Genomic DNA, 21277 nt, shown 5'->3' on the forward strand with positions numbered 1-21277 from the left:
ATTATCAAATAGATTATTAAATGATAAAATACAGTTATAATAATCTAATTTGGAGAAAAAGGACTTTGTATATGGATGTATTATTTTTTAGCACTATTGCAGATCAAATAAAAAAAGAAATAAATCACAAGTGTGGTCTGAATATTTCACAAACTAGAATTTTGCTTTTTTTTGATGACACAAATAATAAAGCTTTAGCCATGGGAAAATTAGCTAAAGCACTTAATATTTCTTTATCTACCTTAAGTCGTCAGCTTCAACAAAAAAAGACAAAGAGCCTTATAGAAATTACACGATCTGAAAAAGATTCAAGTAAGATTGTGAAATTAAGTTCAGAAGGTATAAAGAAAGCAGAAGAATTAAAGAATACACTTAGTAAAATTGAAAGTCTTCTTTTTATATATTTGGATTCTGATGCTTCTAGTCTGTTTGTTAAGCAACTTTACGAAATTGCACAAGCTTCTTCCTCATTAGACGACTTGCAATAGGTGTGTAATTAATGGTTTTATGCTATAATTCTTCTGTATTATATAATTAAAGAAATTGAGAAGGGGAAATAAATTGAAAATCGCATTAGTTACTGACAGTACTAGTGTCTTAACTGAACAAGAAGTTAAGGACAATAATATTAATGTGGTTCCGATTCCCGTCATCGTTGGCGACAAGGAATACTTAGAAGGAGTTAATATTACTTCTGCGCAACTTTTTGAACTACAAAAACAAGGCGCAGCTTTTCCTAAGACTTCACAACCAAGCATGGGTCAAATGATTGAATTATGCAATAAGCTTCATGGAGAAGGCTATGAGGCTATCATTGCTATTACTTTATCGAGTGGTATTTCTGGATTTTATCAAAACATGGTAAACATGGCTCATAATAATCCGGAATATAATCTATATCCTTATGATTCTAAAATGACCGTAAGATTACAAGGTTATTTGGTATTAGCTGCTGCTAGAATGATTAAGAATGGCATGGAACCAGAAGCTATTTTAAAGAAAATGGACGAAATTCGAAAGACAATCGATGAATATTTTGTAGTTGATGATCTTAAGAACTTAAGCAGAGGCGGTCGTTTAAGCAACGCAGGTGCGTTTATTGGTACTATGCTGCAAATAAAACCATTATTAACATTTAATGATGATGGTAAAATTGTTGCTTTTGATAAAATCAGATCTTTAAAGCGTGCTGTTGCCAAGGTTAAGAAACTTACTTTAGAAAAAACTGCAGAATTACCTTATAAGGATAGATTACGTTTATTCGTATTTCATTCTAATGACCTCAAACAAGCAGAAGACATAAAAGAGTTTATTAATACTAACTTTCCAGATAAGCCGGTGGATGTGGCTGAATTCAGTCCTGTAATTGCTACACACTTAGGTGAAAAGTCTATTGCGATTGCATGGATGATAGACTTTGATAAATTAGATTTAACTAAATAATAAAAGAGGCGCTGTTAAACTAAAAAACAGTGTCTTTTTTATTATTTAATATTAATAGTAAAATTGTTATAGTTGTGGTTATGGATATAATAATAAATTTACTATTATTTATGTGGTGATCAGCAATAACACTTTTATTATTGCTAGACATATTAAAAACAGCACCATTTTTATATAGTTTGGTGCTGTTTTATTATTTAGTTTCATTTAAATTTTGATGATCATTAGAAATTGCATCTAATGCTGCTCGCTGCTTCTTTTGATCTACGTGAGTATATAAATCTGTGGCAGTTGTTCCTTTTTGACCTAATTGCTGTGCTACTAAAACTTGATCTTTAGTAACAGCATACAATTCAGAAGCTAATGTATGGCGCAATTTATGAGGGGTAAGAGGATGACCAAAGCTGGATGAATATTTGCTAACCATTTTTTCAATTGCATTAGTAGTCATGCGTTTTGTTTTATTGTGCCATCTTGTTAGAAAGAAAGCCGTTTGCTTAGAATCGGCCATATAACGCTCAGCTCGGATTTTTTTATAATTTTTAATATAGTTTAGAGTCCATTCAGCAATAGGGACACTATCCTTTTGTCCGCCTTTACGCGTGACATCTAAAACTGCGTCCTTTATATTCAAATCTTGCATATCTACGCCAGCACACTCAGAAACTCGAATTCCTGTCCCTAAAATTAAAGCAATAATGGCCATATCTCTTTCTTTATTCATCTTGAAACCAGGTTTAGCTTGCTTATTGCATTTATTTTCATAGTCATGATCAATAAATTTAAGAAATTCGAATTTGAGGTTTCCAGTGTACATGTGTGATTCTAAAACGTGAGCACGATAATTTAATGTTTTAGTATCATTTAAAGACTCAATTTTGAGCATTACGTTGCGCTCAAAATAGGGCTCACCATTATTATTATCTGATGTAATGGTCAAAAATTTAAATAAAGAGCGTAGGGCATTAATAGAACGATTAATAGTAGTGGGGGAGTTCAAGTGTCCTTGCTTATTCTTAGTGTGGCCTAAGTTATCAATGTACAACATGATATCATTTCGCCGTAAATTTGCTAAAGTATCTGGTAAGATATGTTGATTATCTTTTGCAGTAGAGATGCCTTCTTGACGTAACCAATTAAAAAAACGACGTATCTCGGTTAAATATTGATAGGTGGTTGTTAATGAGTGATTAGTACCTAAATTATATTGTTTAACAAAGTCTGGCATATTATCTAGTTCAGTTTTAATTAAGCTAAGATACTTAGTAGATTCCATATTTTCTCCTTACTCGAACAAGTGTTTAAATAATTGTATCATAGAAAAAGGTAATAAAAAACACCTATCTTTGGAGATAGGTGAATATTAAAAATCCCAGCTTTAATTACTTTTCCCAACTCAAACGATAATATCTATAGTATTATTGTAAAAAATTGTTCATAAGTATTTAAAGAATGGAATAAACCACGTCACTATAACTGGAATACTAGCAACGCCGGTAGCAACCCTTCAGCATTCCAGTTATAGTAACTTTGATTATGTTTATCTATATAATATAGGCATTTAACATCAAGCTAAACAATCTGTATTATTAGACAGTGTTGTTTGTATGGTACAACTTACCTTTCAAGTATTTATTTTAAGATGATTAAATCTAATGATCAAGTCTTAAACGCCAAATTTTCAAAAAATATTTATATTTAATGTTAATTTAGTTTAAAATATTGTTTTTGAAATTTCATGTATAAAAATTGTACAATAAAGACGAAGATTATATAAGACGAGGAAAAATTATGACAGAAGAAATTGATGTAAATTTTCAAGCTAAGAATCCAAGTGGTATTAAATTATTAAATCGTTTGTATGATGGTCATTTAGTATTAAATGATATCGGTGTTCGTTTGGATGAGCAGCTTAATAATGAAAATGAAGAATTAACTGTACCAACTCAAGAAGACGTTAATAATTTGGACGATACTTTTGGCAAGATGGTACAAACTTTTAGTGATATCACAGATGCTTATGGTAACGTTGATACCTTTGCGGATAATTTTGCCGGTACAACTAAGGATTTTGCAGAAAGATTAATCACTGAAATGGTAGACTTTAATAATGGTATTGCTGATATTGGAGATACTGAAGGTGGTCTTGAAAACTATGATAACGATAAACTCAACGATTGGGTTAACCAGGTTATGGGTGATATTGTAGCTACTAATGAAGCTTTCAATACTTTAATTAAGGAATAATAGTGCTTGAAGATCCAATTTAATAAAAGGCAAAATGGCTTTACAATCTTTAGATGGATCAATTAAAAATGCGTCTCATGTGTGAGGCGCTTTTTTAATATATTATTTCTTTAAACTAGCTATTGGATAAATAGTGTAATCAGCTCTATAAGCAACAAGACGATGACCATCAATTACAAACTGGGTAGCATTCTTCATATCACTTTTATGGATAGAAACGTTTTTACCAGTGAATACAGCAATTGGCATCCCTAGTTGGCTTCTAATCATAACTACTTTAGCATCACCATTCCAGTCATTTTTAAAATTTTGATACATAGTATTTAATAGTGGAACAGCCTTGTTTTGATCATTGATATTAACATGCTTATTAAATTCATCTTCGTAATTCTTTAGTCCTTCATAGGCAATAAGAGTGGAGCCTACGTGAATCATTCTGTTGTGACCGTAATCAATGTCAATTACGCTAGATTTTTCGTTACCATTGCTGTCTTTTTGAGACATCTTTTTATCTGTATGAATATTAACAGATTTTGCCTTAATTTGATCGATCTTTTGTCCATTTGAATCATAAGTGGAAACTGTCAATGGTAAAGCACCGATTTTAGAGCGCATAGACAGCTCCCAATTTTCAAAATTGCTACAGCCAGAAAGTAAAGCTACGCTTAAAATACTTAAGCTTAACAATGAAGTAAGTTTCTTTTTACGCATATGTTTTAAATTCCTCAATTCATACTTAATAGTGATGAGTTTAATTTTATCATATTTGTACTTAAGGGATGCAAAAAGGCGGGGAGTATTATTAAATTAAGCTATTGATAGTTAATAAAAAAACAAAAGAGTGAATTGATCTTTTCTAATAATCAATCCACTTTTATATATTTTGAATATCTTTTTCTAATATCATCAGTACCAAATTATACGATGCCAAATGTAAAATCCAAATCCGATTACTAATGCAATAGCCGCATACAAAAACATCCAGGCATATATAAAACCACCAAATATTCCTAGAACGCCTGCGATAATCATCAAAATTGGGCCAGTTATATCTCCACCTAAGTAAGGACTTTTTTCTAAGCAAATATAGACAATTCCAGCGCCAATAAACAGGCCAGCTATGATTATTTCAAGAATACCACCAACTATACTTTTAGCTGCGTATATGCCTAGTAATTGACCTAACAGTCCGTCTAGAAATAGCCATACTGACAAAACAATCATTAAAATTTCAATAACTAATTTAGTAACTCTCATCTTTTTTAGCCTCCATATCTGTATATATTATCTATGCAAGATGCTAAAAAATTCAAAAATAATTTACTAAATTAATTTTGAAACATAAGCTTAAATCTGATAATTGATCTATAACAAAAAGGACTAAACTATTACGTCTAGTCCTTTTTCAATTATTTAAAATTTTCAGCCTTTACGTATGCATTTTTACCAACTCTATAGTAGGCTTCATTGTTAATATAATGTTTTGGTCCATATGTCTTAATAGGTGAACCTTGCTTTAATGTTTTCCACTCAGTGTTAAGTGATCCATTGCTTTGGTAAACATCGGCCTCAGTCTTAAATATACGTGAGTTACCTAAGATATTGCTTGCCATGATGTATTTATTATCGCCAATTTTAACGGCTGATTTACCATTGCTTAATTTTGTCTTGCCACCATAGTAATTGACTGATGTATAAGCTTTATAAACTTCGCCGGTACGCTTGCCATTGCAATCATATACGTAGGACTTATACATTATTGTGCCAGTATGTTTGGCATTAGAGTTAGAAGGTGCTTGGGAAACTGCAGAGCCTGAAATAGATAATGGGAGAATAGTTACATTACCGTCTGTAGACATTCCTTTCCAATTATCAGTGTATTGCCAGATAGCTACGCCGTCCATTGAAGGGAAGTATTTAAAATTAGGCTTATCTACTCGTCCAGATATAGCATATGCTGCTACCCATAAGGAATTAGGATATTTTTTGATAATAGATGGTGTATTAATGTTATTTTGTAACACAGAAGAACTAGCGTAAAGTAGTGGCTGATAGCCAGCTGCTTTAATTTCATCCATAAAGGCTAAGATTGCCTTAGCGGTGACGTTCTTACCGTTAGTAATTATATTGCCGCTGCCAGTTTCATAATCACAAGCTAAGTAGGATCCTTTAGGAAGGCCAAGGGCTTTAGCAGATGCTACAGCATATTTAGCTTCACTTTTAGCTATAGAAGCATTAGAACTAAATGTAGCAAAGTGATAACCCATCGGCATCATGTCGTTAGCAATGGCAGATTTGATTTGAGCGGCAGCCTTTGGATTACGATAGCTAGTACCTTCACTAACTTTGACTATTGCAAATTGAGATCCGGCTTTGGCATGAGCTGTTAAATCCGCACTTTGATAACTAGCAACATCAATCCCTAGTTCTCTTGCTGCTACGGAAGTTGCTGAAGCTTGTACATGGGAAGGATTAATAGGAGAGAGGGATGCAGGTAGGAGACTCATCCCAGTGTTTACTAACATAGTTGCACAAGCTAATTTTACGAATGTTTTCTTTTTTAACAAATTAATTCCTCCATAATTGGTGGAGAGAGTTAATAATCTATATCTCTCACTTTTAATATATTTAAAACTTATATATTATAGATTACATTGGTAGGTACCAAAATGCAATAGTTGAGATTAAATATTAATATTGTAGTAATCAGATAGAAATAATTGCAATAAAATTGGGATAATAATTGAGAGTCGAGCATGGAATGATTATTAAATGTCATTCTTTTTGGTTTATGCCTCCTTAGAGGGATGCACGTTCAAAAGGCCTAGCAAACAGTAAAAAAGTGCTAGTACTTAGCCAAGTATGATAATAGACGTGGTGAAGAAATTTGAATGAAAATAAATAAATACTGATATTACAATTAGAATATTATGCTTTTTAGACACTTTTAATTTTTAAATGTCAAGAATAATACTTAAAACCTAAAGAAATGTATAAGGAGGGCTATTTCGTATATTACTTTAATGACAAAAATATTGTAATTATATAAAATATAGATAGTTAAGAAAAGCGCTTAATTAGCTAAATAAAGTATATAGATGTTTCTTTAATGAAAGCAAAGGTGATCAAAATGCTACATTGGATTTGGGTATTAATTGTTGGAGGAGTTATTGGTTTGATTGCTGGAGCTCTTACAGGGCATGGCAGATCAATGAACTGGATTGCTAATATCTTAGCAGGGTTAATTGGTTCCTCATTAGGTCAAGCTTTATTGGGTGCCTGGGGGCCACAAGTTGCTGGCATGGCAATTGTACCGTCAATTTTAGGTGCAGTAATTTTGGTAATCATTGTTGCCTTCGTTGTCAGCAAATTTAGAACTGCATAACGTTTATATGAGTAAAAATTTTTAGTACGTACTACAAACGAAAAGGCTAAAATAAGGATTTTATCCTAGATTTAGCCTTTTTTGTTGCCCTATTCTCTTGGGAGAGGGGAGAGAAATAAAAGCATTAAAGACAGTGATGCTACAAATTGATAAAAATAAATAGATTTTGAAACAATGAATTGAAGATAATCTGGCTGTTTTGAATAGAATTTTGGGCTCTCATTGTCAACTGAAGCCAATTATGTTTAGGTTTCAGTTGATTAATAATGACTTACTTTAAAAGAATTTATGATTGTTCAAATAAAAAGTTATTTTTTATTCATTATGTAATACGTAATTATGTAATTACGTAATTGTTAAAAATCAAACGCTGAATATTAAAAATAGAAAGATGATTAGCAAGTGTACTGTGGAGTAATAAAAGAAAAAAGCTTAGAAAAGCTATGAGACGTAGAGATTCTTTATAATATAAGGATTTTTATAAAGAATGAATGAAAATTAAAACAAAATATAAAATTTGTTCGAACTTTATAAATCAGCAAAAATAGCTGTTTTGATAGGAACTTAGTTCTTGCTATCATTAAAATTATTGTTTTAAGTAATGCATAGCAAATATAATTTATCTAATTAATTACCATTTATAGAAAGCAAGTATAAAGAATATGGTCGTTAAAGGGATTATTTCATTAATAATGATTCAGCAAAATTTATATGACGAATTGCCTATCCCTAAAATCATTATTAAATCAGCTGATCATGCCATTTTACTATGAATATCCCTATAATCAGCATGAAATTAGACCGATTTTTAGTCTGAGAATCTGTATTGAATCTATTTATTATTATGGTAAAAATATCAGCGTATTAGCTTGATTAGCTAGTTATTGAATGTATATGGTATTTATTTCACTTAAGCCTTTAAATTTTGTTAGAAATTAATCAATAGATCCATTGATTTAATTTTTTTGAATTTTGACTTAAAAAATTAAGTAGGCAAGTTTATCGATTGATTATTAATTAAAAATAATAAACTTGACCGTAGAATTGCGATCTCAGCATCTTTATAAAAGTAAAAAACTTTAATTAACTTGCAACAAATAAAAAAGGCAAAAATAAAAAGTATAAAAAGAGTTGCCAATTTTAAAATACACGAAAATGTCTTCTGTTTGTGTATTTACGATATTCTCGCTTATAACTTTACATAATATGAATTATGCGCAGATACAAGTAAGAATTAATTGCTCTCTTTTATACTTCTTTATTGCTATATAATTACTTATTTTAGCATGTCTACTTTTTTATTATTTTTCAAAGCATTAAGATAAATCATGTTTATAAGTGCTAATAAGATTACAGCTATCCATATTGTTTTTAAAACCAAAAACTTTTGAAGAATTGCTGAAACAATTGCACCAACTCCAAATGAAATTACTAATAACATATAATTTACTGCAGCTGTATGTTGGCTTTTATCTTCACCAAAGAAAAATGCGCTCCAAGCAACAACTGATTTCTTTAGATTTCCAGTTGTAAATGCATTATTATATCCCATTCCTTCAATTTTGCTGAATGATGCATTTTGAATGGCTAGTCCAAACGCAATTGCTGGCACAATATAATAATTAGGAACACTACGCGGCAAAAAACCAACAATTAAGCAAATAGCCAAAATTGGAAACAAACAAAATACTCTCCAATAATATCCTTTAACGTACTTATGAAAAAGACCTACTACGAGCAATCCTAAAGAAAAAGCGATAAATGTACTTGCACGGTTAATCATGCCAGCTATATTATGGTCAGCTAAAGCTGAACTGAAGAAAATAATGTTTCCAGTTTGTCCAGCAGATAATGTATGTCCCCTTTGAATATATGTATAGGCATCCACAAATCCTCCACAAAAAGTAAGAGCGCATGCTAATTGTCTAGATTCTGCAGGACGCTCATATTTATTAAAAATCTCTTTTAAATTCATTTCTTCATTAATTCCCCTCTTAATTTATAATCAGTTTACATTATAAACTTTATATAGAACAAAAATATAATTTCTTAAGATTATCTTATATTAAAGGTCAAATTACTTAATTTTATAGGTTTTTTGAGTTAGAATTACCTAAATGGAATCACGGGATAAGAGACTGTAAAATAGTTTATTCATTTTATCCTGAAACTTTTATAGTCTATAACTATAAAGGTATAAGTAACTTGAAAGGATCGAATGCTTTGTGAATATTAATTTAGGAGAAGAAATTTCTCGTAGAAGACGTGAACAAAAACTTACACAGGAGGACTTAGCTGAACTTAGCGATCTTTCAGTTAATTTTATTTCACGCTTAGAAAGAACTAAAGATCAAAACATTAGTATTCAGAAGCTTGATTCAATAGCTCGGGCTTTGAACACTAGTACACCAGATATTATTAATAATGCTTATTCTGCTAAAAATATTAAGCCAGAAAATCATGTTAACAATACGCCAATTTTCATTCAAAAAGTTACTAATGAGCTAAGAAAATTACCAGACGATCAAGCTGAACGAGTATGTAAGTCACTCATCGTACTTTTAAAAGAAATGAATTAAAAAGAAGTTGCGAGCGCAACTTCTTTTTTTAGTCTTAAATTTCTATATTATTTATAACTACATCTTCTAGAGGCTTATCCATTTTATTTTTCTTTACCTTGGCAATTTCATCGACTACATCCATGCCATCAATTACTTGACCAAAAACAGTATGACGACCATCTAACCATGGGGTTCCTCCTTGCTTATAAGCATGAATAATTTCTTTAGGATAACCAGCTGGCTCCATTTGCTTGATGTAACGCTTAGGCATGTTCTTATTCTGGACGATAAAGAATTGACTGCCATTGGTATTAGGACCTGAATTTGCCATTGATAATGCACCACGAAGATTGAATAAATCACGTGAGAATTCATCTTCAAAAGGATGGCCCCAAATACTAGTGCCTCCAGTACCATTTCCTTCAGGGTCACCACCTTGAATCATGAAATCACTAATTACACGATGAAAAATAGTACCATCGTAGTATCCCTTTTTTGCCAATCGAACAAAATTTTCAACGGTCATTGGAGCTTGTTCTGGGAATAATTGAATCTTAATATCACCGTGATTAGTCTTAATAGTAGCACGAGGACCTGTAATATTTTCTAAATCTAGTTGTGGGTATGACATATATTATTATCTCCTTTAAATTTAAGATAAAAAAATGACTAGGGATATGTTCCCTAGTCATTTTTAGTAGAACCTAAAAATTAGCCTTCAAAAGCTTCTGTTAATGGTGGAACTACTTGTTTCTTACGTGATACAACACCAGGCAACTTAACTTCTGAATCATTAAGCTTCTTATCAAAAGCTTTTTCAAATAATTCTTTAGTTTCATTAGAACCAACTACTAAAGCTTCAGAATCTGAATCAAGAATGTTAGTGATTAAAAGCATAAACATGTCATAACCATTATCATTTGATGCTGATTCCATAGCCTTTAAAAAGGCATCCTTACGTTCCAAAGCTTCAGGTAGGTCAACTACATTGATTTGTGCTACACGTACGTTGTGGCCGTTTAAAGCAAAGCTCTTAGCATCTAAATCAATTAATTCTTCCTCTGATTTATTACTAATGTTAGTACCTGCTTTAAGCATTGCTAAACCATATTCTTTGTAGTCAACGTTGGCAATTTTTGCTAATGCTTCAACAGCCTTTTTATCATCATCAGTAGTAGTTGGTGATTTAAGAAGTAAAGTATCTGAAATAATAGCTGAAAGCATTAATCCAGCAAGTTTTTCAGGAATTTCAATACCATTTTCGTTAAACATCTTCCAAACGATGGTTGAAGTACAACCCATTGGTTCAGCACGATAGTATAAAGGATCTGCAGTATTGAAGTTCATAATTCTGTGGTGATCAACAACATGAGTAACCTTAACTTTATCGATATCTGAGACACTTTGTTGAGGTTCATTGTGGTCAACTAACATTACAGCCTTAACTTCTGGAGCAGCTTCTTTGATAACACGAGGAGCTTCAAAACCAAACTTCTTAAGGGCATATGCAGTTTCATCATTAGGCTCACCCAAAGCTACAGCTTCAGTGTTATAGCCTAATTTATTTTGTAAGTATGAAAATGCAATGGCAGTACCAATAGCATCAGTATCTGGATTTTGGTGTCCGAAAACAAATTCTTTTTCCATTGAATAAATTGCCTCTTTTTCTAACTTTTTATTTGATCTACTAATAGTTTACTAAAATTCTGATGCTTGTCCAAGAACTTTTCCCATTCTTTTAAGAGATTTTGCATTCTAGGTATTTCAAGCTTGCCTTTACGATAAACGTAGGAAATATGAAATCCATGATCTTCCTTCAAATAAATTGGAGTCAAATTGGTTGAGTCAATTTCATCACGATGGGCGTCATAATAGGATTGAGTAATAAAGGTATCGTAATCTGAATTCTCAGCCATTTTGATTAATTCTTTTGTAGATCCAATTTTAATAGGAATAATCGGCTTATTCTTTTTACCGAAGTATTCATGCATTAAAGGTGTCAAATAGAAATTGTCAGGATATGCGACCCATTTTCTATTTATAAAGCGTGAAACTGGACAAGTTTCTTCAGCTTCAACAGTTGTTTTATGAGTTAAAACTACTAATCGATCATCATAGAAGTGTTCGTAATTATACTGGTGACGTAAATTAGTATCTTCCTTCTTCGTATTGTCAGGTAAATACATAATCGCCATATCAACTTGGTTGGTATCCAACCTACGCCATAGCTCTTTACGATCAAAATAATTGATAGTAAAGGTTACATCAGGATATTTCTTATTAAATTCACCTAAGAATTTATAGAAAAGATCTGATTGAAGTGAATCCAAGATCCCTACAGAGATATGACCTTTATCTGCTTGAGTATATTCTTGAATATCACTTACAACTCCATTGATAGTATTAAGCAATTCAACTGCAGCAGTTTCCATTTCTTTCCCTGCTTCGGTTAAATATAACTTCTTACCCATTTGACCAAATAAGGGCGCACCAATAGCATGCTCAAGCTTTTTAACTTGTTGAGTTAATGCTGGTTGGGTAATTCCCAAAATTTGAGCTGCTTGGGTGTAGTTCATTGTATCAATTAGTTGTAAAAAATAACGTAATAATTTAGCCGACAATATTGTATCAGTTTTAGGCATAACAATTATCTTCTTTCTCGAAATTTTATTTTATGATAAGTCATGTCCCATAACATAATTTATTATCTATCCAAAAAGAAATAGTGTCAAAACAAATGTCTCAGCACTATTTTCTTTTTATAAAATGTTATTAAATAATAAGCATGATATTAATTCTGACTGCTAATTGGACGACCTAATTCAATATCTGTTGGTGTACCATCTACCGTTGTATCGATAACAAATGAACCGTTTGAATAACGATCACCTAATGGATATTCATTAGTCTTAATTTCAATGTGACGGTCACTAGAGGTAGTAACATGTAGGATATGATCTTGAGCGTAAGGCATTAAAGCTACAATTCTATGTGGTCTAGTCTTTAGTTCGCGTAAAACTAATACCCCACGTTTGGCACGAGATACCTTATTAACTAAAGAAAGCTTAAATTGCTTAAATGCACCCCGTTGAGTAATTAAACCAACATGCATTAAATCGAGATACTGACTGTCAACTAAAACATAGCCGACTATATAATCGTCATCTTTAAGGTTAGCTGACTTAACCCCTACCGCTTTAGAACCTGACGTTGGAATTTCACTGATGTCATATCTAATTGCATATGCTCGATGAGTAAATAATGTGATTTCCTTTTTATCATTAGGATTAATTAGATCTACCCCAATCAATAAGCTATCTTTATTCTTTAATTTGATAGCTGTCATAGCACGTGATTTATAAGTTCTAGTTGGTTGCAAGTTAGTCAATTCAAGTTGTTTGATATAACCATCATTGGTAGCTAGAACAAAGTTTTTAGTTACGTTTAAATTATCGAATACAAAGACACGAATAATTTGTTCATCACTGTCTAATCCAATTTCTTGAGAAAGGTGTTGCCCAGTTTCTTTCCATTTAGTTTCTACTAACTCATGAACTGGTCGGTAGATAACATTACCATGATTAGTAAATAGATAAAGATTAGATAAAGTGGATAACGTATTTTCATAAATTACTTTATCTCCATCTGGTAAGCCATTATCGGCATCATCAGTAGATTGGTATGATCTAAGTGAAGAACGCTTTAAGTAACCATCACGACTGATTAATACACGTACTTGTTCATCAGCAACTAATGCTTTTTCATCAATTTTAACTTTAGCACTTTCTTCAGAAATCTCAGTACGACGAGGACTAGCAAATTCCTTTTTTACAGCTGATAGTTCTTTAATAATTTCTTTTTCTAAGGTCTTTCGGTCTGACAAAAGTTTACGGTATTTTTCTGCAAGTTTATTGAGCTTAGTTTGTTCGGCAATCAATGCATTAACATCAGTATTAGTTAATCTATAAAGTTGTAAAGAAACAATTGCCTCGGCTTGATTGGCAGTAAATTTATATTTGGCAACCAAGTTCTTTTTAGCGTCAGCCTTGTTTTTTGAAGCACGGATGGTCTTAATAACTTGATCAAGAATATCCATCGCATGAATCAAACCTTGAATGATTTCTAGACGTGCTTCAGCTTTATTTAAATCAAATTTGGTTCGCTTAGTTACAACGTCTTCTTCGTGTTCTAAGTAGGATGATAAGATACGCTTTAAGCCTACTTGAACAGGAGTCATATGATCAATTGCAACCATATTGAAGTTATAAGAAACCTGTAAATCAGTATTCTTAAATAAATAGTTTAAAATGTTTTGAGCATCTGCATCTTTTTTTAGTTCGATAACGATAGACAGACCATGACGGTCAGTTTCATCACGTACTTCAGCAATACCATCAATTTCTTTATTTAATCGAATCTCGTCAATCTTTTTGACTAAAAGAGCCTTGTTAACATCAAATGGAATTTCTGTTGCTACAATTTCTTGACGGTGTCCACGAATTTCTTGAATACTGGTTTTAGCTCTAACTTGAATACGACCTCTACCAGTTTTATATGCTTCCTTGATGCCTTTAGTTCCCATAACAATAGCACCAGTAGGAAAATCGGGACCTTTCACAAAATTCATTAGATCTTCTAATGAAGCATCAGGATGTTTTAGCAAATAAATAGTAGCATCAATTACTTCACCAAGGTTATGTGGAGGAATCTCAGTAGCATACCCCGCAGAAATACCCGTTGACCCATTGACTAATAAATTAGGAAAACGGGCTGGCAAAACAGTTGGTTCATATTCAGTATCGTCGAAATTAAGAACCATTTTAACTGTTTGCTTATCAATATCTTGCAAAAGCATGTTTGATATTTTGTTTAAGCGAGATTCAGTATAACGCATAGCCGCAGGACCATCACCGTCCATTGACCCGTTATTTCCGTGCATTTCTACTAATGGTTCACGCATCTTCCAATCTTGGGATAAGTGAACTAAAGCACCGTAGATAGAACTGTCACCATGTGGGTGGAAATTACCCATAATGTTACCAACAGCCTTTGCGGCCTTTTTAAATGGCTTATCATAGGTATTTCCATCTTGATACATTGCATAAAGAATGCGTCGCTGAACAGGCTTTAATCCATCACGAATGTCAGGTAAAGCCCGTTCTTGAATAATATATTTGGAATATCGCCCAAAACGCTCGCCCATAACTTGTTCAAGCGGCATTTCACGAATTCGTTCTTTTGTGGTCATTAATTAAAAACCTTCTTTAATCATCTTCTGATTCTAAGATTGAGCTATCTTCGCCCATTCTAAATTTAACGTTTTCTTCAATCCATTTTCTTCTAGCAGCGACTTTATCACCCATTAAGGTAGTTACTCGTCGTTCAGCAAGAGCAGCATCATCAATTTTTACTCGAATTAGCATTCTGGATTCAGGATTCATGGTTGTTTGCCAAAGTTGTTCAGCATTCATTTCACCCAATCCTTTGAAACGCTGTAATGAATAGCCACGTTTCATAGTCTTTTCATCTTCAGCAAGCTCTTCATCTGTCCAGGCATACTGAATTTCTGCTTTCTTGCCACGTCCCTTTTGTAAACGATAAAGAGGTGGAAGAGCAATATATACCTTTCCCTTTTCAATCATTGGACGCATATAGCGGTAGAAAAAGGTTAAAAGCAAAATCTGAATATGAGCACCGTCGTCATCGGCGTCAGTCATGATAATAACTTTGTCATAATTTGAATCATCAACATCAAATTCAGCACCTACACCTGCACCAATGGTATAAATCATAGTGTTGATTTCTTCGTTTTTAAAGATATCTTGTAATTTAGCTTTTTGAGTATTTAAAACTTTACCACGTAAAGGCAAAATTGCTTGGAAGCGTCTGTCACGGCCTTGTTTTGCTGAACCACCGGCAGAGTCACCTTCGACTAAGAATAATTCATTCTTTTTAGGATTACGTGATTGAGCAGGGGTAAGCTTACCAGAAAGAACTTCTTTTTTGCGTCTTTTCTTGCCGTTTCTGCTTTCGTCTCTAGCCTTTTTAGCAGCTTCACGTGCATCCCTAGCTCGTTGTGCCTTCTTCACCAATTCTTGAGCTAATTCACCATTTTCCATCAAATAATAAGACATCTTTTCGTAGACGAGTGAATCAACTGCTGAACGTGCTTGTGGGGTACCTAATTTACCTTTAGTTTGACCTTCAAATTCAAGTAATTCTTCTGGAATTTTCACTGATAAAACAGCGCTTAAACCTTCTCGATAATCTGAACCATCGATATTTTTATCTTTTTTACCAAGTAGTCCCTGCTTTTTAGCATAATCGTTGAAAGCACGTGTAAATCCGCTGCGAGCACCAGATTCATGAGTACCACCATCACCAGTACGAACATTATTAACAAAAGATACTAAATTTTCTGAATATCCATCACTATATTGACCGGAAAATTCAATTTCCATGCCATCTTGTTTTCCTTCAAAATAGAAAACATCACTAATAGTTCCCTTACCTTCATTTAGATAAGAAACAAAAGATTTAATTCCATCATCATATTGAAATACATCATGATGTTCAGGTTCTCGCTCATCAGTTAAAACAAACTTAACACCTTTAAGCAAAAAGGCAGACTCACGAATACGTTCCTGAATAGTCTCATACTTATACTTAGTTGTTGAAAAGATCATAGCATCTGGTTTAAAAGTAATTGTAGTACCAGTAGGATCTTTAGTTTTGCCTAAACACTTAAGAGTTCCAATAGGATGTCCACCCTTTTCAAACTCTTCTTCGTATGCCTTTCCATCTCGAACAACACGTACTTTCATATAACTTGAAAGTGCATTTACTACGGATGAACCTACACCATGAAGTCCACCTGATGTTTTATAGTTTTGTTCAGTAAATTTACCACCTGCATGGAGTACAGTCAGAATAACTTCAATAGTTGGCTTTCCTGACTTATGCATTCCTGTAGGCATCCCACGTCCAAAGTCTCTTACAGTTACACTATTATCTTTATGGATAGTTACATCAATTTCTTTACCAAAGCCGGCCATGGCTTCGTCAACAGAGTTATCGACTATTTCGTAAACTAGTTGATTAAGACCATGTATATCTGTTGAACCAATATACATACCTGGTCGTTTACGAACAGCTTCTAGTCCATGTAATATTTGAATTGAAGAATCATCATAAGTATTAGCTTTTGCCACTAAAAAATCCCCCATTTACTCAATAATTCACCAACACCGTATATTTAAGGAATAATCTTTGCTAAAATAGCGATAGATTAATAGGAGTTGTTGAATATGTTTGCATTAAAATTTGCATCGTTGTTTATTTTAGCATACTTGATCGGATCTTTTCCGACGGGTGTATTAGTGGGAAAAATCTTCTTTCACAAAGATATAAGAAAATATGGCTCTGGTAATATAGGTACTACTAATACTTTTAGAGTATTAGGTCCATTAGCTGGAATTATTGTTTTCTTGGTAGATTTTTTCAAGGGAACCATAGCTACATTATTACCAGTTCTATTTCATCTAGGACCTCATTATCTTAGCCTGATTTTTGGCCTAGCTGCAATTTTAGGGCATGCCTTCCCAATCTTTTTAAAATTCAAAGGTGGGAAAGCCGTTGCTACATCAGCCGGTTTCTTATTAGGCTATAATGTCCACTTCTTTTTAATTTGTGCAGTCATCTTTTTCCCAATCTTGTTTATTACAAGTATGGTTTCATTAACTAGCCTAATTTCAGTAGTTTTGATTTTTATAGCTTCATTGTTCTTCCACGATCTTGCCTTAAGCATTATCAGTGGACTGCTCGTAGTCTTAATCTACTGGAGCCATCGAAGCAATATAATTCGTCTAAAGCATCACCAAGAAAATATGGTGCCATTCGGATTATATTATTGGTATTATAAAAAACATCACTAAATTAAACTAAATATAAAACCAGCAAGTATATAACTTGTTGGTTTTATATTTAGTTTTTTATTATACCTATGCAAACAATAGTTCGCAAGTGCAAAATCATTTTAGAATCTTTAATAAATTTTCTTTACTCATTGTAGCTTGTGCGACATCATGATTATCTAAAATTATCTTGGCTAAGTCTGCTTTTTTATGTTGTAACGAAATAATTTTTTCTTCAATACTGTCACGGGTAACCATTTTATAAATTTTAACTGTGTGTTTTTGTCCCATACGGTGAGCACGATCACTTGCCTGATTTTCCGCAGCTAAATTCCACCACGGATCATAGTGAATAACTACATCAGCACTAGTTAAATTAATGCCAGTTCCCCCTGCTTTAAGAGAGATTAAAAAGATGCCAGGTTTATCTAATGTGTTAAACTGACGAATTTTTTCCTGACGTTCTTTCTTAGCAGTTACTCCTGTAATTACAAAAATAGGAATCTTTAGTTTAGCTAACTTGTTTTGAATTATCTCTAGCATTGAAGTGAACTGTGAAAATAAGAGAATTTTATGTCCATTTTCTATATTTGCTTTGATTAGCTTAATAGTCATAATCAATTTGCCAGAGTTACCATGATAATTCTCATACAATAAATGCGGATCACAACAAATTTCACGTAATTTAGTAATTTGCGCAAAGATTTTAAAATGAGCACGCTTGAATTCTGCATCCCCCTGACGAGCTAATTCGGCTATTAACTTTTGCGTTTGTAGTTTATAAAGTTCAGCTTGCTTAGTACCCATAGTAACGTAAACGATCTCTTCGTCTTTTGCAGGTAAATCGTTTAAAACATCCTTTTTTAGCCTGCGCAGAATAAATGGCGTTACCATTTCAACTAATTGATTTTCGGCATTTTCGTCTTCTTCTTTAATTATTGGTATCTCAAACTTCTTCTTAAAGTTTAGATATGATCCTAAAAAATTAGGCATTAAATAATCAAAGATGCTCCATAATTCACTTAATTTGTTTTCGATTGGTGTACCTGTTAAGGCAAGCTTATGATGAGCCTTAATAACTTTAGCTGATTGAGCTGTAATTGATTGGTGGTTTTTGATATTTTGTGCTTCGTCAAGAATTTGAATATCGAAAACAAGTCCCTGATAAGATTCCAAGTCACGATTTAAAGATTGATATGAGGTAATCAATAAATCGTAATTATTAGCGTTAGAGAGAATTAATGCTCGCTCTTTTTTAGTTCCGCCTAGTACAGCAGTTTTTAATTCAGGCGCAAATTTTTGTGCTTCATTCTGCCAGTTATAGATAACCGATGTTGGTGCTACTACTAAACTAGTGCTATTTTTCTTTTTCCTAGTTAATAATAAAGCAATTACCTGTAGAGTTTTACCTAAGCCCATTTCATCGGCTAGAATTCCTCCAAAATTATAATTAACTAATGTACTAAGCCAATTAAATCCTTCTTTTTGATAAGGACGTAAGACACTTTTTAGCTTAGTAGGCAGCTTACTTGGTTTTACTTGGTTTTTGTTTAAATCATTAATTAATTGATTAAAAGCTTCATTACTGGAGAAATGTAAAGAATTAGCTTTTTGCATTTCTTTGGCAAAGTAAAAGGCACGATAAGCAGGTAATTGTAATTTTCCATGGATAAAATCTGTAAAGCTGATATCTAAATCGTGCAGTGTTTGAGCTAATTGCTCAATAGTTGGTTGCTGGGTATGCTGAAGTAGACCATTAGATAAAACAAAATAGCGCCGCTTTTCTTGATATGCTTTAAGTGCAGCTTGAATATCTTCCCAACTCATTTTTTGACTGGAGATATCTACATCAATTAGTTCATTGGTCAAGTTAACGCTCACACCTAATTCCATCTTGGTATTGGTACTTTTTAGGAGAGATCTAAACGTTGGCGTAATTTGCACCTCGCCAATTTCTTTAAATTTGGCAATTCCATGATCAAGAAATTCGCCTAAGCGATCTAAATCATCATTAGACAACAGATATTCATTATTCTTGAAATCAGAAAAATATTGTTTAACTAGTTGTTCAATTTCATTTTCTCTTTTAGCTTCACGGCGCTCAGTTTGAGAAAAATTGCGATTTAGTAAGTATGTATTTTTGCCATATTGAACAAGGGCTTGGCACAGGGCATTATTATCTTGATAGTCGAATTTAAATGTAAAATTTGCTTCAGGTGGCAAAATAGCTCGTAATTTATTAGCGCCAGATATCTCTAGATAATCAGATTGCTCTAATTTAGGCAAAACTTTTCGTGTAAATTCAGTAACGTTTTTCTTGCTAAAACGTAATTCTTCACCGGGATGCAAGCCTAACTGAGCTAAATACTTAGGAGTGAGGCCCTCATATTTAATCCATACGCCTTTGTAATAACCATAAAAATTGTCATTTCCCGTTATTAGTGTTGAGGTCGGAAAATCTTCTACTAGAATATGAGCACTGCCATTTTCTTCTTCAATTTGGATATTAGCTGTCAGTTTATCGGTAGTATAACCTACAAGACGAGTCCCAGAATATAGCTTTGATCCCTGGTACAATAAATCATTTACTTCATCAGCAATTGAATCGCTGACATCGATGCGATCAAGAGTCTCGGTAGAATATCCCCATTTATTTAAGTTGCGAGCATCGACAATCTTCTTAATAAAATCTAGCCACCGCTTGCTACTAGTATCCATTTTTTCGGGATCAATTACTTCGTTGAAAAATTTGCCCAATTTTATCGGTTGTTGATCATGAACCATATCGATTAAATGATTCAGATCCTTAAGCTGATAAAGATGTTTTCCTTTACCCAATTTAAATTGAATACTAAGCATAGAGCCATAATTGTTGGTTTGAGCCCTTAAAACTATTGGATCATTATCTTCCTTAGGCTTAGTGGAATATAGTGAAAGAAGCTGTAATGCAGCATCATTAGTTATATCAAAAGGATCATCTTTAAGGTATTCAGGAATAAATTTAAGCCAAGTCAAAGCATTGATTACCTCTTGATTTACATAAAGCTTATGAAAAGCATTAAAATCAATTGCAATGATTTGCCAACGTGTAAATTGGACATCCAATGTTACCCAGCTGCCATCGTACTGCTCTAAATGCCAAATATATTCATAAGAACGCATTTTATTATCTAAATGATCACAACTAATTTCTATTAAATTCTGCTTTAGTTGCATAGCAGTTTGATAGTCTTGCTTATTACAGAGTTTATCTCCAATAATGTCTAGTGGATTAACTGCGGGCTGGGCTTTAATAATACTTTCTTTTATGTCTTCAGAAAGTAAATCACTAAAATGAGTCCCTTGAGTTGTAGAATATTTTTTATTTGCTTTTTGTTCATTTTCTGTTGCTAGAAGTGCCGCTACTTCATGTTTACAACGATGGCCCTTCTTAGCCCATGGACAATTGCACTTTAATTCAGAAGCACGACCGTCTAAACGAAGTCGACCTGAAACGCTATAATACTGGCCTACTCCACCTTGAATCGTTGCAGCAAAATGTTCGTTATCTTGTGCAAGATCAAAAGACTTGATCATTAGATTGTCATAGTATATTTCGCCGCGACTTAAAATTCGAGCTGGAAATAGTGTACGCCAATTAGCCATTAAATCATTCCTTTTTGTAATAATTAGTTTAATGATTGGTAATAATTATAGTTTAAAGTAATATTTTAGGTATAAGCAAATAT

The 21277-nt window shown here is 32.8% G+C and carries 16 protein-coding genes and 1 pseudogene; 6 read left to right on the forward strand and 11 right to left on the reverse strand.

Going from position 1 to position 21277, the window contains the following annotated elements:
* The first annotated feature begins 71 nt into the window (after window positions 1-71).
* Both JEM49_RS07655 and JEM49_RS07660 read left to right on the forward strand, forming a co-directional pair.
* Entirely contained in the window at window positions 72-488 is a 417-nt protein-coding gene (locus JEM49_RS07655; protein WP_201874499.1) for a MarR family transcriptional regulator, read from the forward strand.
* Window positions 489-561: 73 nt separating this feature from the next.
* A complete protein-coding gene (locus tag JEM49_RS07660; RefSeq protein ID WP_201874501.1) occupies window positions 562-1443 on the forward strand; it encodes a DegV family protein in 882 nt (293 codons plus the stop codon).
* Window positions 1444-1636: 193 nt separating this feature from the next.
* Here JEM49_RS07660 and xerS read toward each other — a convergent pair whose 3' ends face one another.
* Window positions 1637-2719: a tyrosine recombinase XerS gene (xerS, locus tag JEM49_RS07665; RefSeq protein ID WP_201874512.1), complete on the reverse strand. Its 1083-nt coding sequence runs from the start codon at window positions 2717-2719 to the stop codon at window positions 1637-1639.
* Between the two features lie 515 nt (window positions 2720-3234).
* On the opposite strand from xerS, the gene JEM49_RS07670 reads away from it, so the two are divergent.
* Window positions 3235-3690: a hypothetical protein gene (locus tag JEM49_RS07670; RefSeq protein WP_025005681.1), complete on the forward strand. Its 456-nt coding sequence runs from the start codon at window positions 3235-3237 to the stop codon at window positions 3688-3690.
* A 102-nt stretch (window positions 3691-3792) separates the two neighbouring features.
* Here JEM49_RS07670 and JEM49_RS07675 read toward each other — a convergent pair whose 3' ends face one another.
* From JEM49_RS07675 to JEM49_RS07685, 3 genes and pseudogenes are all read right to left on the reverse strand, one after another.
* Complete coding sequence (locus tag JEM49_RS07675; protein WP_201874514.1) at window positions 3793-4401, reverse strand: DUF5052 family protein; 609 nt, start codon at window positions 4399-4401, stop codon at window positions 3793-3795.
* A gap of 152 nt (window positions 4402-4553) precedes the next feature.
* Window positions 4554-4947: pseudogene (locus tag JEM49_RS07680) on the reverse strand (hypothetical protein).
* Between the two features lie 152 nt (window positions 4948-5099).
* Window positions 5100-6257 carry a GH25 family lysozyme gene (locus JEM49_RS07685; protein ID WP_201874518.1) on the reverse strand — a complete coding sequence of 386 codons (1158 nt, stop codon included), beginning with the start codon at window positions 6255-6257 and terminating at the stop codon, window positions 5100-5102.
* A 563-nt stretch (window positions 6258-6820) separates the two neighbouring features.
* Here JEM49_RS07685 and JEM49_RS07690 point away from each other — a divergent pair.
* Window positions 6821-7075, forward strand: coding sequence for a GlsB/YeaQ/YmgE family stress response membrane protein (locus JEM49_RS07690; RefSeq protein WP_025005684.1), 255 nt, complete (start codon window positions 6821-6823; stop codon window positions 7073-7075).
* A gap of 1276 nt (window positions 7076-8351) precedes the next feature.
* On the opposite strand, the gene JEM49_RS07695 is transcribed toward JEM49_RS07690, so the two are convergent.
* Window positions 8352-9050, reverse strand: a complete 699-nt coding sequence (locus JEM49_RS07695; RefSeq protein WP_201874520.1) for a YoaK family protein — start codon at window positions 9048-9050, stop codon at window positions 8352-8354.
* A gap of 250 nt (window positions 9051-9300) precedes the next feature.
* On the opposite strand from JEM49_RS07695, the gene JEM49_RS07700 reads away from it, so the two are divergent.
* On the forward strand, window positions 9301-9654 hold the full coding sequence (locus tag JEM49_RS07700) for a helix-turn-helix domain-containing protein (RefSeq protein WP_025006107.1): 354 nt from the start codon (window positions 9301-9303) through the stop codon (window positions 9652-9654).
* Window positions 9655-9688: 34 nt separating this feature from the next.
* On the opposite strand, the gene JEM49_RS07705 is transcribed toward JEM49_RS07700, so the two are convergent.
* The 5 genes from JEM49_RS07705 to parE all read right to left on the reverse strand — a co-directional run bounded on the left by JEM49_RS07705 (window position 9689) and on the right by parE (window position 16847).
* Window positions 9689-10267 (reverse strand): peptidylprolyl isomerase, encoded by a 579-nt coding sequence (locus JEM49_RS07705; RefSeq protein WP_035434451.1) that lies wholly within the window; start codon window positions 10265-10267, stop codon window positions 9689-9691.
* Between the two features lie 80 nt (window positions 10268-10347).
* Window positions 10348-11283, reverse strand: coding sequence for a manganese-dependent inorganic pyrophosphatase (locus JEM49_RS07710; protein WP_025006106.1), 936 nt, complete (start codon window positions 11281-11283; stop codon window positions 10348-10350).
* 20 nt (window positions 11284-11303) lie between these two features.
* Window positions 11304-12278: a LysR substrate-binding domain-containing protein gene (locus tag JEM49_RS07715; RefSeq protein WP_087235539.1), complete on the reverse strand. Its 975-nt coding sequence runs from the start codon at window positions 12276-12278 to the stop codon at window positions 11304-11306.
* Between the two features lie 149 nt (window positions 12279-12427).
* Window positions 12428-14884 carry a DNA topoisomerase IV subunit A gene (parC, locus tag JEM49_RS07720; RefSeq protein WP_025006105.1) on the reverse strand — a complete coding sequence of 819 codons (2457 nt, stop codon included), beginning with the start codon at window positions 14882-14884 and terminating at the stop codon, window positions 12428-12430.
* A gap of 16 nt (window positions 14885-14900) precedes the next feature.
* On the reverse strand, window positions 14901-16847 hold the full coding sequence (parE, locus tag JEM49_RS07725) for a DNA topoisomerase IV subunit B (protein WP_025006104.1): 1947 nt from the start codon (window positions 16845-16847) through the stop codon (window positions 14901-14903).
* A gap of 96 nt (window positions 16848-16943) precedes the next feature.
* Between parE and plsY the strand changes: the two genes are divergently transcribed.
* On the forward strand, window positions 16944-17570 hold the full coding sequence (gene plsY / locus JEM49_RS07730; protein ID WP_025006103.1) for a glycerol-3-phosphate 1-O-acyltransferase PlsY: 627 nt from the start codon (window positions 16944-16946) through the stop codon (window positions 17568-17570).
* 96 nt (window positions 17571-17666) lie between these two features.
* On the opposite strand, the gene JEM49_RS07735 is transcribed toward plsY, so the two are convergent.
* The gene (locus tag JEM49_RS07735) at window positions 17667-21194 is read right to left on the reverse strand and encodes a DEAD/DEAH box helicase (RefSeq protein WP_201874522.1); all 3528 of its coding nucleotides are present in this window, start codon (window positions 21192-21194) and stop codon (window positions 17667-17669) included.
* Between the last annotated feature and the right edge of the window lie 83 nt (window positions 21195-21277).

This window comes from Lactobacillus sp. A27 (genome assembly GCF_016742815.1).
In the GTDB taxonomy this organism is placed as follows: domain Bacteria; phylum Bacillota; class Bacilli; order Lactobacillales; family Lactobacillaceae; genus Lactobacillus; species Lactobacillus gallinarum.